The following is a 13,850-nucleotide window of genomic DNA, read 5'->3' as shown; positions in this document are numbered from 1 at the left end:
CACGCCGATCAGCAGCGCGGGAAGCACGGTCGAGTACCAGTCGGTACGCACACGCCCCACCGCCGAACAGATCGCCGCCGCCGAGCAGTGCTATGCGCGTCTGCGCAACGGGCGGCAGCGCTGGTGGGAGCGCTTGCCGGTACCGGGGCTGCAAGCGCGGCTGTCGCTGAGCATGGCGATGGTGCTGGCGCTGGTGATGGGCGTCGGCCAGGGCTGGACGTCACTGCGTTGGTACGAGGCGCTGTTTCAATGGACTGCGGCCGTCGCGTTGGCCAGCCTGGCGACCTGGGCACTGCTGCGTCCTTTCGAGCGTCTGCGCAGTCAAGCGCGAGCGGTGGCCGACAACCCTTTGAGCCAACAGCTTTACACTGGCCGGCGTGACGACATCGGTCAAATCGACTTCGCCCTGTGCATGCTCAAGGCGCAACTGGGCGCAGTGGTTGGGCGCATTGGCGATACGTCGACGCGCCTGGCCGGGCATTCTGGTTCGTTGGTCGAGGCCACCGAGGCGAGCCACGCCAACAGCCTTGAACAGCAGAACCAGGCGGACCAGGTCGCGACCGCCATCCACCAGATGAGCGCCAGCGTCGCCCAGGTGGCCAGCAGTGCGCAGATGGCGGCGCTGGCGGCCGATCAGGCCGAGGACGAGACCCAGTCGGGGCATCGTATGGTCGAGCGCAATCGCTGCGCGATCCAGGACCTGGCCGGCTCGCTGGTGGAGGCGAGCGAGGTGATCCAGCGTTTGGAGAGCGACAGCGGCGAGATCTCCAGTGTGCTCGATGTGATTCGCGGCATCGCCGAGCAGACCAACCTGCTGGCGCTCAATGCCGCCATCGAGGCCGCCCGCGCCGGTGAGCAGGGCCGCGGTTTCGCAGTGGTGGCCGATGAGGTGCGGGGGCTGGCCCAGCGCACCGCTCAGTCAACCCATGAGATTCAGCGCATGATCGGTGCCGTACAGGGTGGTACTCGCGCGGCAGTGCAGGTGATGCGCCAGAGCAGCGCGCATGCCGGGCACAGCGTCGAGCAGGCGCGCCTGGCCAGCGATGCGCTGGACGGCATCAGCGTGCGGGTCAACCAGATCAACGAGATGAGCCTGCAGATCGCGGCCGCGGTGGAGCAGCAGAGCCAGGTGAGCGAGGCCATCAACCGCAACATCGTCAGCATCCGCCAAGCCAGCGAAGCGACCGTGACGGTGGGTCAACGCAGCCACGGTAGCGCCGCTGATGTGGCAGCGCTGGCCCAGGAACTGCGGCGGCTGGCCGACGAGTTCTGGCGCCGCAGCCGCTGAAGATCCCTTAGGGTGGGTGCGTCAGAACCCGATGAAGGCGTAGTACACCGGCGCTTGGGCGGTGGTCAGCAGCCCGTGCTGTTGCAGATCTTGCGTCAGGTCGGAGTCTTCCAAGTGCACCGACCATGCGGCGTCGGGTGCCTGCTGCCTGCTTTCCAGCGCCGTCAGGAAGGCCTGCATGTCAGGCAGCCAGGCGGTGAAACCATTGCCTTTGAGCGCGCTGGTGGTCATGCCCAGCATCTGACAGACCGCGACCTTGGCGGCAATGTCGTCGCGGTCGGCCTGGCGCGATGCGTCGATCAGGGCGGCGAGGTGTGGATCGGCAGGGCGATTGCCGACGATCAGTTGCGGGCCTTGCTGCCAGGCTTCGGGCGGGCAGTCCTTGGCGTCTGGACGCAGCGGCAGGTGCGGATTGATTTCCGCCGGGTAGATACGGCACACCAACGGCCGCGTTTCATAGATGCCGCACAGGTTGTCGGCATCAAGATGACGGCAGCGGCCGGGATTGAAAGCTGCAAAGGTGACCGAGACGTGCAGTTGGGCATTGCCGCAGGGCACTGCCAGCGAGCGGCGTAGCACGTGGTCGCGCTGTTCGGGCGGCATGCCGGGGCCATCGGCGACGAACCCTTCGATCAGCACCACCACCTGGCCACCGTCGCTGGTCCACTGGTACGCTTCGGCAAATGTCAGCGGCACGTGGTGACCGCTGCAGCACTTGCCACAGCCGGTGCAGGCGAAGCGCAGGCTATCGCTCACTTGGCGCCCGGTTTCCATTCGGTGACGTAGGCCTGCTGCTGGGCGCGGTCGTATAGGCACAGCTCGGTGCCGGTCTGGTTTTTCATGTGCTTGGGTTTGTAGACGCCTTCGATCAGCAGTGCGCTGTAGGCGGTGCGGTCGTCGAACTCGGCAGGCTTGCCCAGGGCATGGGCATCCTTGAACTGGCTGGCGGCCAGGCAACTCTTGACCATCTGCTGGCGATACGCGTTCCAGGCGTCGGAACTGGAGGCATGGGCCGCGCCGGCGGTCATGGCCAGCGCGATCAGGGCAGTACGAAGAAGTGTCATGGCGATACCGACAAATAGACTCGGAAGGGTAGGAAGTATGCCCGAGTCCTACCCTTCATCAAGTGAAGGCACTAGGCCGCCAACTGTATCAGCGTTTTTCCGCATGCACCGCGCGCGCTGCCACCACCAGGCAGTCGGTCAGTTCGGGGGAGGAAAACTTGGTGAGGATTGCGTTGGCACCGGCGAGCTTGGCCTTTTCGGCGCTCATGGCGCTGTCCAGCGAGGTGTGCAGCAAAATATAGAGGTGCTGGAAGTCAGGTGTCTCGCGTAGCGTCCGGGTGAAGGCGTAGCCATCCATTTCCGACATCTCGATATCGGACACCACGATGTTGATTTCCTGCCCGGTGCCCTGTAGTTCCAGCAGCACGTTGATCGCGTCCTTGGCGCTGCGTGCGGTGTGGCATTCCAGCCCCAGATGGCGCAGGGTGTGCACGGACTGTTGCAGGGCCACCTGGCTGTCGTCCACCACCAGGATATTGGCCGCCGCGAGCAGGCTGGCATCTTCCTCGGCGAGCTGCCCGGAAGGGGCTTCGGGCGGCGGTGGCGCGATGCCGTGGATGACCTTTTCGATATCCAGCACCTGCACCAGCGCATTGTCCACGCGGGTGACGCCGGTGATGTAGGAACGGTTGCCGGAACCATAAGGTGGCGGTTTGATGTCGGTGCTCAGGCAATGCACGATGCGGCTCACCGCCTGGACGTGCAGCCCCTGGCGCGAGCGGCTGATGTCGGTGACGATCAGGCAGCCGCCGTCCGGGTCGGCCAGCGGTTGCTCGCCGATGGCCCGGGACAGGTCGATCACTGAGAGCGACTGTCCACGCAGGGTGGCCACACCTTTGACGTGGGGGTGGGATTCGGGAAGCTTGGTCAGCGACGGGCAGGGGATGATTTCGCTCACTTTGAGCAGATTGATCGCCATCAGCTTGCCGCTGCGCAGGGTGAACAGCAGCAGGGACAATGCGTCCGCGCGGGCATTGGGCGTGGCCATGGGCAACCTTTGGGAGTATCGAAACGGGAGAAGGTATTCGTTTATCGGCCTGTCTGTGCCTGGCTTTAGGGGGAAGGCGCACGAGGTGGGTGAGCAACACCGGACAAGGTGATAGCGGTGGCCCGAGCGTACGACGATCAATTGTCGATCTGTCGTGCTCAATGGATCGCTAACCGACGTGCCAGGCGACTGAGGTTGGCACGGTCGATGCCCAACTCGCGCGCGGCCGCCGCCCAATTGTGCTCATGGCGAATCAGGCATTGTTCGATCAGCTGGCGCTGATAATCGTCCAAAGCCGTCCGCAAACCTACTCTTTCTAGCGACGCCGCTTGAACGGGCGCCGTACTGATGTGCGCCTGCGGGGCTATGGTGGCGTTGCTCAGGCCAAGGTCAAGCGCATCCAATGCCAGCATCCGCGACCGATGCGTGCCTCGGCCCAAGGCCTTGAGGGCGCAGCGGCCTATGAGGTGCTCGAGCTCGCGCACGTTACCTGGCCAGTCGTAAGCTAACAGCGCCGCTTCGGCCGCCTTGGTCAAGCGCAGGCTGTCGAGCCCCAGGCGCGATCGATTCTGCTCGAGAAAAAAACCCGCGAGCAACAGCACGTCGCGACCCCGCTCGCGCAGCGCAGGCACCGGCAGCGGATAGACGCTCAAGCGGTGATAAAGATCGGCACGGAATTGACCAGCGCGCACGCTGGCGGCCAGGTCGCGGTTGGTGGCGGCGATCAGCCGCACATCCACCCGGTGTTCCCGGTCCGAACCTAAGCGCTGCAGTTGCCCACTCTGCAACACGCGTAGCAGTTTGGCCTGTACGGCCAACGGTAATTCACCCACTTCATCGAGAAACAGCGTGCCGCCGTCGGCCAGCTCGAACTTGCCGCGCCGTTCGCCGTGGGCACCGGTGAACGCACCACGCACGTGCCCGAACAGCTCGCTTTCCACCAGGGTGTCGGGCAGGGCGGCACAGTTGAGGCTGATCATCGGTTTGTCGGCGCGGTGGCTGGCCTGGTGCAGGGCTTGGGCGACCAACTCTTTGCCCACCCCGGTTTCGCCCGTGATCAAGACGGTGAGATCACTACCGGCGACCAGACGCAACTCCTCGAGCAGGCGCTTGTGCGCCGGACTCTGGCCGATCAACTCCTGGCTGCGGTCAGTGGCCTGGCGGAAAAGGTCGGCCCGACGTTGCTCGTCCTGCACGCGCAGCGCCAACTGGTCGATGCGTTCGGCCACGGTGACGGTGGCTGCGGCAAGGCTGGCGAAGGCCTCCAGCGCGTCGAGTTCCAGGCTCTGGAACTGCCCGGGGGTCAACGCATCGAGGGTCAGCAGTCCCCACGGACGCTCTTCGACCATCAAAGGACAGCCCATGCAGTCGTGCACATGCAGATCGACGTCGATGGCTTCGACCAGTCCGTCGTACGGATCGGGCAATGGGGAGTCGCTGGCGAAGCGGGTCGGTTGCGGGCGGCTGAGCAGCACCTGGAAACGCGGATGGTCACTGACCTTGAAGCGCCGGCCGAGGGTGTCGGTGGCCAGCCCGTCGATCGCTAGCGGCACCAGCCAGTCGCCCTCCAGACGCAGCAGCGCGGCGGCATCGCAGGGCAGCAGCGTGCGCAGGGCTTGCAGCAGGCGCCGATAGCGCTCTTGATCGGGCAGGTCGCGCGACAGATCGCTGACCAAAGGGAGGAGGGCGGTGAGCAGGGGTTTTGCAGTCATTTGGACTCCTGTTGGTCATCCTGACTATACGCGGGCACTGGTCAATATGACATGAATCCGCTACAGGGCTTGATTTTGCTGGGCCTGCCAGTTGGCACGATTGGTGAAACGACCGGTGTAATCATTCGAAGTCCAAGGCTCAGGAGTCGCAGCAATGCTCAATGCCGAACACCGTGCAATCATCAAGGCCATCGTCCCACTGCTCGAAAGCGGGGGCGAGGCGCTGACCACTCACTTCTACAAGATGATGCTCAGCGAGTACCCCGAAGTGCGTCCGCTGTTCAACCAGGCGCACCAGGCCAGCGGCGACCAACCACGCGCGCTGGCCAACGGCGTGCTGATGTACGCCAGGCACATCGACCGGCTCGACGCCCTGGGCGGTCTAGTAGGACAGATCATCAACAAGCACGTGGCCCTGCAGATTCTGCCCGAGCACTATCCCATCGTCGGCCGCTGCCTGCTGCGTGCCATCGAAGAGGTGCTGGGCTGCGAGATCGCCACGCCGGCGGTGATCGAAGCCTGGGCGGCGGCTTACGGGCAATTGGCCGAGATTCTCATCGGCGCCGAAGAGCAGTTGTACCAGGCCAAGGAGCAGGCCGAGGGCGGCTGGCGGGGCGGGCGGGCGTTCCGTCTGGTGCGCCGCGAGCAAGAGAGCGCGGAAATCGTCTCGTTCTACTTCGAGCCGGTCGATGGCGCGGCGGTGCTCAAGGCTGAGCCTGGGCAGTACATCGGTGTGCAATTGTTCATCGAGGGCCACGAGCAGCGCCGCAACTATTCGCTGTCGTCGCTCAGCGATGGCCGGCAGTACCGCATCAGCGTCAAGCGCGAGGACGGGGGTGTGGTGTCCAATTACCTGCACGATCATCTGCAAGTCGGCCACACCGTCACACTGTTTCCGCCTGCGGGCGATTTCACGTTGCAGGCCAGCGACAAGCCCTTGGTGCTGATCAGCGGTGGGGTAGGGATCACCCCGACTCTGGCCATGCTCGAAGCAGCGCTGCAGACCCAGCGTCCGATACGCTTCATCCACTGCGCGCGCAATGGCGCGGTGCATGCATTTCGCGAATGGGTCGATGAGTTGGCCGAGCGGCACCCGCAACTGCAGCGCTTCTACTGCTACGACGAGCACGACGGCAGTCGGTCCGTCGATGCCGTGGGTCTGCTGAGTGAGGACTTGCTGGCCGAGTGGTTGCCCCGTGAGCGCGACATGGACGTCTACTTCCTCGGACCCAAGGGCTTCATGGCGGCGATCCGGCGGTCCTTGAACCATTTGGGCGTGCCGCCAACGCAGAGCCACTTCGAGTTCTTCGGACCGGCTGCTGCCTTGGAGTAGCGGGTCAGAGACCGGGGCGGGCCACGCTCGGCCCGGTTTCTCTATAAGTAGTGCAGTGTTTTTAACCCACCGTTAATCGCCGTATCCTTCACTTTCGCTCACCCACGTCTTTGTCATCGGATGGGTGAACCGACCTGCAGACTGTCGGTCTGAGCTTCCCATGGAAAGCCCGGGCCGCACCGCGCTGTCACCTTTTCATCCATCGCCGGGTGCCCGCGCCGTGTAGACTGGCGGGCTTTGGGCATGGGCCATAGGGCAGCAGGCCTGCAACTCTCCAACGAAGGAACCGGTCATGAACGAACACAACCTGCGCCTGAATCGGGAACGGCGCTTTCTGGTGCTGCTGGGGCTGATCTGCTTGTCGTTGATCGGCGGCGCTCTTTATATGCAGGTGGTGCTGGGCGAAGCACCGTGCCCGCTGTGCATTCTGCAGCGCTACGCCTTGCTGTTGATCGCCCTGTTCGCGTTCATCGCAGCCGCCATGCCGGGGCGGCGCAGCCTGACCTTCTTCGAAGCGTTGGTGGTGCTCAGCGCCATTGGCGGAATCGTTGCGGCCGGCAACCATGTGTATATACTCGCCAACCCCGCCGTCAGCTGTGGCATCGATGTGCTGCAACCGATCGTCGACGACCTGCCACTGGCGCAGGTCTGGCCGCTGGCGTTCCAGGTCGATGGTTTCTGCACCACGCCCTACCCGCCGATCCTGGGGCTGTCGCTGGCGCAATGGGCGCTGGTGGCCTTCGTCCTCACCGCCCTCCTGGTGCCACTGGGGATCTACCGAAATCGCCGTCGGGCTTAGACAAAAGTCCTTGTATGACGCAGGCCCATTGCGCAGCTTAATCGGTATCGAAAACCTGTCCTCGGCTGATGTAGATCAAGTTCCAGCCCTTGCAGCATGCAGGTTTCGGGTCTACAGCCGAGGGTGCGACAAACTGTCGCGAAGTTGATTTTTAAGCGCTGATTGTTACCGATTCGGTAAAGGACTGTTGCTCAATAAGTCATAGTAAAGGGGGGGCTACCTATCTACAATCGCCCCCAATTTCCGTTCGGCACTGCTTGCAAGTCGCAGGATTGAAGGAAGCCCCAGCGCTCCTTTTGCTGACTTCGACAAGTTTCGCCCAACGGCGATCCGGGCGGACACCCCTCCGCGTTTTCCGCACCAAATGGACTTGGTCTGAAGTACAGGCCTTTAGCCTACGAAAAACCCCAAGCTCGACCATACTTCCAACGCCCAGATCCTGCAGTCGGATCACAGGCCGGAGGGAGTTCGGGCTTAAAAATGCTAACGCTGGGCAGGACGAAGTGTTGGCGAACAAAACACATTGCATTGAAGCAAGCTGATCTAGAGGTCGTGAGATGAGTAAAAAGCGTTACCCCAGACTGTTTGGCATATTGCCCTTTTTAGGCATGCTTTTACTCAGTGGGTGCAACTGGACCCTGCTCGACCCCAAGGGCCAGGTCGGCATTGAGCAAAAGAACCTGATCCTGATCGCGATCGGCCTGATGCTGCTGGTGGTGATCCCGGTCATCATCATGACCCTGGTCTTCGCCTGGAAGTACCGTGCTTCCAACACGGCGGCCACCTACACGCCTGACTGGTCGCACTCGACCAAGATCGAGGCGGCGGTGTGGATCATCCCGATCCTGATCATCATCGTGCTGGGCTACGTCACCTACAAGTCCACCCATAAACTGGACCCCTACCGTCCACTGGATTCCGATGTGAAACCGGTGCAGATCGACGTGGTGGCCCTGGACTGGAAGTGGCTGTTCATCTATCCGGAGCAAGGCATCGCCACGGTCAACAAGATCGTCTTCCCGGCCAACACCCCGGTCAACTTCCGCGTGACCTCCGACGCCGTGATGAACTCGTTCTTCATCCCTGGCCTGGGCGGCCAGATCTACGCGATGGCCGGCATGACCACCAAGCTGCACCTGATCGCCAACGAAAATGGCGAGTTCGACGGTATCTCGGCGAACTACAGCGGTGCGGGCTTCACCGGTATGAAATTCAAGGCAACCGCCACCTCGCAAGCCGACTTCGATGCCTGGGTCGCGCAAGTGAAGGCGTCGCCGAAGAAGCTGGACAAGGCCGAATACGACGCCTTGGCCAAACCAAGCGAAAACAACCCAGTCGCGCTGTACAGCGAGGCTTCGCCTGACACGTTCCAGCTCATCGTCGACAAGTACGAAGGCATGAACCGCGGTCGTCCGAGCCATGAAGAAGCAGGCAGCAAAGACCTGGCCACTACCAAGGGTGTGGAATCGAGTATGCAACCAGCTGCCGGTGCAGAGGAGTAAGAGATGTTCGGTAAATTAAGCCTGGAGGCGATACCCTATCACGAGCCGATAGTCATGGTGACGCTTGCCATGATCGCGCTCGGTGGTATCGCCGTCGTTGGTGCCATCACCTATTTCCGCAAGTGGTCCTACCTGTGGACCGAGTGGCTGACCACGGTCGACCACAAGAAGATCGGGGTGATGTACATCATCGTCGCGATGGTCATGCTGCTGCGCGGCTTTGCCGACGCCATCATGATGCGTACCCAGCTGGCCGTCGCCACCGGCGGCTCCGAAGGCTACCTGCCGCCTGAACACTATGACCAGATCTTCACCGCCCACGGTGTGATCATGATCATCTTCATGGCGATGCCGTTCTTCACCGGCCTGATGAACCTGGCCCTGCCTCTGCAGATCGGTGCACGTGACGTTGCCTTCCCGTTCCTGAACTCCCTGAGCTTCTACCTGCTGCTGGCAGGCGTGCTGCTGGTGAACATCTCGCTGGGCGTCGGCGAATTCGCCAAGACCGGCTGGGTGGCCTATCCGCCGCTTGCGGGTATCCAGTACAGCCCTGGCGTGGGTGTCGACTACTATATCTGGGCGCTACAGCTATCAGGCCTAGGCACGACATTGACGGGCGTGAACTTCCTGGTCACCGTCCTGAAGATGCGCGCACCTGGCATGAAGCTGATGGACATGCCGATCTTCACCTGGACCTGCACCTGGGCCAACGTGCTGATCGTCGCTTCTTTCCCGATCCTGACCGCTGCACTGGCCCTGCTGACCGTTGACCGTTATCTGGACTTCCACATCTTCACCAACGAGCTTGGTGGGAACCCGATGATGTACGTCAACCTGTTCTGGGCTTGGGGTCACCCTGAGGTGTACATCCTGATCCTGCCGGCCTTCGGCGTGTTCTCGGAAGTGACCTCGACCTTCGCCAGCAAGCGCCTGTTCGGCCACCACGCGATGATCTACGCATCGGGTGCGATCGCCATCCTGGGCTTCGCGGTCTGGCTGCACCACTTCTTCACCATGGGTGCCGGCGCCAGCGTCAACACCTTCTTCGGCCTGGCGACGATGCTGATCTCCATCCCGACCGGTGTGAAGCTGTTCAACTGGCTGTTCACCATCTACCAGGGCCGTCTGCGCTTCACCCCGCCGATTCTCTGGACCCTGGGCTTCATGGTCACCTTCTCCATCGGTGGCATGACCGGCGTTCTGCTGGCCGTTCCGGGTGCTGACTTCGTGCTGCACAACAGCCTGTTCGTGATCGCCCACTTCCACAACGTGATCATCGGTGGTGCGGTGTTCGGCTACATCGCCGGCTTCGCCTTCTGGTTCCCGAAAGCCTTCGGCTTCACCCTCAACGAGAAGTGGGGCAAGGCAGCCTTCTGGTTCTGGATCTCGGGCTTCTACGTCGCCTTCATGCCGCTGTACGCCCTGGGCTTCATGGGCATGACCCGTCGTCTGAACCACTCCGACAACCCGCTGTGGGAACCCTACCTGTACGTCGCCGTGGTCGGTGCCGTGCTGATCCTGTTCGGTATCGCCTGCCAGCTGATCCAGCTCTACGTGTCGATCCGCGATCGCAAGCAGAACATGGACGTGACCGGCGACCCATGGGGCGGCCGTACCCTGGAATGGTCGACTTCGTCGCCACCACCGTTCTACAACTTCGCCCACATGCCCGAGAAAGTCGGTCTGGATGCCTGGCAAGAAGCCAAGGACGCCGGTGTCGCTTACAAGGCGCCAGCCAAGTACGAAGCGATCCACATGCCGAGCAACACCTCTACCGGTCTGTTCATGGGTATGTTCCTGACCGTGTTCGGCTTCGCCTTCATCTGGCACATCTGGTGGCTGGTAGGCCTGAGCCTGGTAGCGACCATCGCGGTCTTCGTTCGCCACGCTGCGCGTGACGACCAGGGCTACATGGTGCCTGCCGAAGAAGTGGCGCGCATCGAAGGTGAACGCCAACGGGCCCTGCAGCTTGCCGGTGTGCCTACCGGTGGCGCACGTGTCGAAAACGTTTGAACGGGTGTAATCAATGTCCAGTCAAGTAATTCACGGTGACGCCCATGGCCATGACCATGGGCACGACGATCACCACCACGACTCGGGCCAGATGACCGTCTTCGGTTTCTGGCTGTACCTGATGACCGACTGCATCCTGTTTGCGTCGCTCTTCGCCACCTACGCGGTACTGTCCGGCAGTTTTGCCGGCGGCCCGTCGGGTCATGACATCTTCCAGCTCGACTTCGTGCTGGTCGAAACGGCGTTCCTGCTGCTGTCCTCGATCACTTTCGGCTTCGCCATGCTGAAGATGTTCGCCGGCAACAAGGCAGGTGTACTGGGCTGGTTGGCTGTGACCTTCCTGTTCGGTGCAGGCTTCATCGCGATGGAAATCTATGAGTTCCATCACCTGATCATGGAGGGCTACGGCCCGCAGCGCAGTGGTTTCCTCTCGGGCTTCTTCGCCCTGGTCGGCACCCACGGTCTGCACGTGACCTCGGGCCTGATCTGGATGGCGATCCTGATGTACCAGATCCAGACCAAGGGCATCACGCCGACCGCCAAGACCCGCATGAGCTGCCTGAGCCTGTTCTGGCACTTCCTGGACGTGGTCTGGATCTGCGTATTCACCGTCGTCTACCTGCTGGGGGTTCTGTAATGGCTAACGCACACGACACTCATCACGAAGGCAACCACGGCAGCGTGAAGTCGTACATGATCGGCTTCGTCCTCTCGATCATCCTCACCGCGATTCCGTTCGCGCTGGCGATGTCGCCGATGCTGCCGAAGAACCTGACCGTGCTGGTCATCGTCGCCATGGCCGTTATCCAGGTGGTCGTCCACTTGGTGTACTTCCTGCACATGGATCGCTCGAAAGAGCAGAGCTCCAACGTGTCGACGTTCCTGTTCACCACCCTGGTGATCGCACTGCTGGTCGGCCTGTCGCTGTGGATCATGTTCAGCATCCACTTCGAAATGCTGGCCAAGTGAGGTAAGACTGCATGTCCGTGAAGCACTTTATCCAAATCACCAAACCGGGGATCATTTTCGGTAACGTGCTTTCCGTGGCGGGCGGTTTCTTCCTTGCCGCGAAGGGCCATGTGGACTTCGCCCTGTTCCTGGCCGTGGTGGTCGGTACTTCGCTGGTGGTCGCATCCGGTTGCGTGTTCAACAACTGCATCGACCGTGACATCGACCAGAAGATGGAACGTACCAAGAACCGCGTCATGGTCCAGGGCGGCATGTCGCTGCCCCTCGCGCTGATCTACGCCACCCTGCTCGGGGTGGCGGGTTTCAGCCTGCTGTACGTCCAGGCTAACCCGCTGTCGGCGTACTGCGCGCTGATCGGCTTCGTGGTCTACGTGGGCTTCTACAGCCTGTGGCTCAAGCGTAAATCGGTGCACGGCACCTTGGTTGGCAGCCTGTCCGGTGCCATGCCTCCGGTGATCGGTTATTGCGCCGTGAGTAACAGCTTCGACCTGGCAGCGGTCACGCTGCTGGTGATGTTCAGCCTGTGGCAGATGCCGCACAGCTTCGCCATCGCCATCTTCCGCTTCAAGGACTACAGCGCGGCCAACATTCCGGTCCTGCCGGTGGCCCGCGGTATCCTGGCGGCGAAGAAGCAGATCGTGCTGTACGTGCTGGCCTTCGTGCTCGCCACCGTCATGCTCACCCTCGGTGGCTATGCTGGCCTGGCTTACCTGGCCGTCGCCGCTGCCATGGGCCTGTACTGGCTGTACATGGCCTGGGGTGGTTACAAGGCCGAGGACGACAGCAAGTGGGCGCGCAAAGTGTTCGGCTTCTCCATCCTCACCGTCATGGCCTTGAGCCTGATGATGTCGGTGGACAGCCAGACCGCGACCGACGTGCTGATGACCTACGCTCGCTGAAACCGCTTCACGCTTCACTGAAAACCCGGCCTAGCGCCGGGTTTTTTCATGGTGCGTCCGAAACCCGGCAGATTTTCCGGCTGCTGGCCTACAGTCGTACCGCATAGTTTCGATGCCCCAACCTTCTGGAGGCACCGAGATGAGTGCGTTCACCGTGTACTTTTGTGGCACCGGCTCCCATCGCTTCGATGACCGTAATCCCAATTTCTGGAACGGCGAACTGATCGCCACCCTGGCCAGCCATACCGGCGGCAGAGAGTTCGTCGACTGGATCGCGGTCGATGGTCCGGGCAGTGGCAATCTGCAGGACGATGCCTTGTTCGTCGATGACGGCGACCACCTCAAGGTGACCGGCACCCTGTTCGGCACAGGCTGGAACGAAAATGTGCAACATGCGTTGCAGGTCATCAAGGGCAAGAGCAACTGGGCACGGACCAAACTGACCGAGCAGCAATACGAGCATCTCAAGCAGGCCGGCATTCCGATTCCCGACGCCTCTGCCGCAGGTTCGTGGTTCTGGCGCACCTACGATTACGGCGAGCGTGCCGTGACCCCGCAGGCGTTGCAGGAACAGTTGATCAAGCAGATGCGCAAGCCATTGATTCCCAGCGTGGTCAATCTGGTGGGCTGGAGCCGTGGCGGGATCAGTTGCCATATGCTGGCCAATGCCATGGTTGCAGATCCGCAACTGCGCGACGTACCGGTCAACATCTTCGCCATTGATCCTGTCCCGGGTGTGGGGAACATCCAGGCTGATCGCGTGCAGTTGGGCGCGAACGTGAAGGAGTATGTCGGTTTCTACGCCCGTGACGAACGCTCCAAGGGCTTCGCCTGCGTGGTGCCGGTCACCGCGTTCGGCACGCGCATGAGTCTCTTCCCGGTCCCCGGCCGGCATGCCACCTTGGTGGGCAATGCCTCCGCCGACGGCGCCAGTGCCGGCAAGGTGCTGCCGGAGCCGGGCATGATCGTCCGGCATTTCGCCGAAACCTGCCTCACGCGCTGGGGCACCGCGTTGGACAAATGCCAGGCGCTCGATGACCAGGCGCTGGAAACCTGCCACCAGGCCATGGCCGCTGCCGACAGCCAGTACCTGGCGCTGCGTAAACAGTCCTACACGGCAATCACCGAAGGTAGCCAGCAGGAGCGCATCGTTCATCATGGCCTGAACCCGACCGAGTTCAGCAAGGTGGCCAACGAGGGCATGCAGACCAAGGAAGGGTTGGGCCTGCAGCAACTGACCTGCGACAGCTACCAGTCGCTGCGCTGAATCATGGGGCGGGAGG

Annotated in this window: 12 protein-coding genes and 1 pseudogene; 9 read left to right on the top strand and 4 right to left on the bottom strand. The window is 62.1% G+C overall.

Going from position 1 to position 13,850, the window contains the following annotated elements:
• Window positions 1-292 precede the first annotated feature (292 nt).
• Window positions 293-1,288, top strand: a pseudogene (locus ACK2SD_RS20475) (methyl-accepting chemotaxis protein); the annotation flags it as partial.
• Between the two features lie 21 nt (window positions 1,289-1,309).
• Here the strand turns inward: ACK2SD_RS20475 and ACK2SD_RS20470 are convergent.
• The 4 genes from ACK2SD_RS20470 to norR form a co-directional block, all read right to left on the bottom strand.
• Window positions 1,310-2,044 (bottom strand): YkgJ family cysteine cluster protein, encoded by a 735-nt coding sequence (locus ACK2SD_RS20470; RefSeq protein ID WP_412460701.1) that lies wholly within the window; start codon window positions 2,042-2,044, stop codon window positions 1,310-1,312.
• The gene (locus ACK2SD_RS20465; RefSeq protein WP_412460700.1) at window positions 2,041-2,352 is read right to left on the bottom strand and encodes a hypothetical protein; all 312 of its coding nucleotides are present in this window, start codon (window positions 2,350-2,352) and stop codon (window positions 2,041-2,043) included. The genes ACK2SD_RS20470 and ACK2SD_RS20465 overlap by 4 nt, the downstream gene beginning before the upstream one ends.
• Before the next feature lie 88 nt (window positions 2,353-2,440).
• Window positions 2,441-3,340: a chemotaxis protein gene (locus ACK2SD_RS20460; RefSeq protein ID WP_295486510.1), complete on the bottom strand. Its 900-nt coding sequence runs from the start codon at window positions 3,338-3,340 to the stop codon at window positions 2,441-2,443.
• A gap of 158 nt (window positions 3,341-3,498) precedes the next feature.
• A complete protein-coding gene (gene norR, locus ACK2SD_RS20455) occupies window positions 3,499-5,052 on the bottom strand; it encodes a nitric oxide reductase transcriptional regulator NorR (protein WP_412460699.1) in 1,554 nt (517 codons plus the stop codon).
• A 154-nt stretch (window positions 5,053-5,206) separates the two neighbouring features.
• On the opposite strand from norR, the gene hmpA reads away from it, so the two are divergent.
• The 8 genes from hmpA to ACK2SD_RS20415 all read left to right on the top strand — a co-directional run bounded on the left by hmpA (window position 5,207) and on the right by ACK2SD_RS20415 (window position 13,834).
• A complete protein-coding gene (gene hmpA / locus ACK2SD_RS20450; protein ID WP_412460698.1) occupies window positions 5,207-6,385 on the top strand; it encodes an NO-inducible flavohemoprotein in 1,179 nt (392 codons plus the stop codon).
• 292 nt (window positions 6,386-6,677) lie between these two features.
• Window positions 6,678-7,184, top strand: coding sequence for a disulfide bond formation protein B (locus ACK2SD_RS20445; protein ID WP_029613089.1), 507 nt, complete (start codon window positions 6,678-6,680; stop codon window positions 7,182-7,184).
• Between the two features lie 557 nt (window positions 7,185-7,741).
• On the top strand, window positions 7,742-8,686 hold the full coding sequence (gene cyoA / locus ACK2SD_RS20440; RefSeq protein WP_039575374.1) for a ubiquinol oxidase subunit II: 945 nt from the start codon (window positions 7,742-7,744) through the stop codon (window positions 8,684-8,686).
• 3 nt (window positions 8,687-8,689) lie between these two features.
• Window positions 8,690-10,699, top strand: a complete 2,010-nt coding sequence (gene cyoB, locus ACK2SD_RS20435; RefSeq protein ID WP_029613088.1) for a cytochrome o ubiquinol oxidase subunit I — start codon at window positions 8,690-8,692, stop codon at window positions 10,697-10,699.
• A gap of 13 nt (window positions 10,700-10,712) precedes the next feature.
• A complete protein-coding gene (gene cyoC / locus ACK2SD_RS20430) occupies window positions 10,713-11,336 on the top strand; it encodes a cytochrome o ubiquinol oxidase subunit III (protein WP_029613087.1) in 624 nt (207 codons plus the stop codon).
• A complete protein-coding gene (cyoD, locus tag ACK2SD_RS20425; RefSeq protein ID WP_029613086.1) occupies window positions 11,336-11,668 on the top strand; it encodes a cytochrome o ubiquinol oxidase subunit IV in 333 nt (110 codons plus the stop codon). The genes cyoC and cyoD overlap by 1 nt, the downstream gene beginning before the upstream one ends.
• Before the next feature lie 11 nt (window positions 11,669-11,679).
• Window positions 11,680-12,567 carry a heme o synthase gene (gene cyoE / locus ACK2SD_RS20420; RefSeq protein WP_039575376.1) on the top strand — a complete coding sequence of 296 codons (888 nt, stop codon included), beginning with the start codon at window positions 11,680-11,682 and terminating at the stop codon, window positions 12,565-12,567.
• A 139-nt stretch (window positions 12,568-12,706) separates the two neighbouring features.
• Entirely contained in the window at window positions 12,707-13,834 is a 1,128-nt protein-coding gene (locus ACK2SD_RS20415) for a hypothetical protein (protein ID WP_412460697.1), read from the top strand.
• Window positions 13,835-13,850 lie beyond the last annotated feature (16 nt).

This window comes from Pseudomonas sp. SC11, from assembly GCF_047039205.1.
GTDB classification, from domain to species: domain Bacteria; phylum Pseudomonadota; class Gammaproteobacteria; order Pseudomonadales; family Pseudomonadaceae; genus Aquipseudomonas; species Aquipseudomonas boreofloridensis.
This window is presented reverse-complemented; position numbering and strand designations above follow the sequence as displayed.

Bases quoted from the DNA above. Each gene is read 5' to 3' on its own strand.
- ACK2SD_RS20465 (WP_412460700.1), bottom strand. From the start codon at position 2,352: ATGACACTTCTTCGTACTGCCCTGATCGCGCTGGCCATGACCGCCGGC.
- ACK2SD_RS20460 (WP_295486510.1), bottom strand. From the start codon at position 3,340: ATGGCCACGCCCAATGCCCGCGCGGACGCATTGTCCCTGCTGCTGTTC.
- norR (WP_412460699.1), bottom strand. From the start codon at position 5,052: ATGACTGCAAAACCCCTGCTCACCGCCCTCCTCCCTTTGGTCAGCGAT.
- hmpA (WP_412460698.1), top strand. From the start codon at position 5,207: ATGCTCAATGCCGAACACCGTGCAATCATCAAGGCCATCGTCCCACTG.
- ACK2SD_RS20445 (WP_029613089.1), top strand. From the start codon at position 6,678: ATGAACGAACACAACCTGCGCCTGAATCGGGAACGGCGCTTTCTGGTG.
- cyoA (WP_039575374.1), top strand. From the start codon at position 7,742: ATGAGTAAAAAGCGTTACCCCAGACTGTTTGGCATATTGCCCTTTTTA.
- cyoB (WP_029613088.1), top strand. From the start codon at position 8,690: ATGTTCGGTAAATTAAGCCTGGAGGCGATACCCTATCACGAGCCGATA.
- cyoC (WP_029613087.1), top strand. From the start codon at position 10,713: ATGTCCAGTCAAGTAATTCACGGTGACGCCCATGGCCATGACCATGGG.
- cyoD (WP_029613086.1), top strand. From the start codon at position 11,336: ATGGCTAACGCACACGACACTCATCACGAAGGCAACCACGGCAGCGTG.
- cyoE (WP_039575376.1), top strand. From the start codon at position 11,680: ATGTCCGTGAAGCACTTTATCCAAATCACCAAACCGGGGATCATTTTC.
- ACK2SD_RS20415 (WP_412460697.1), top strand. From the start codon at position 12,707: ATGAGTGCGTTCACCGTGTACTTTTGTGGCACCGGCTCCCATCGCTTC.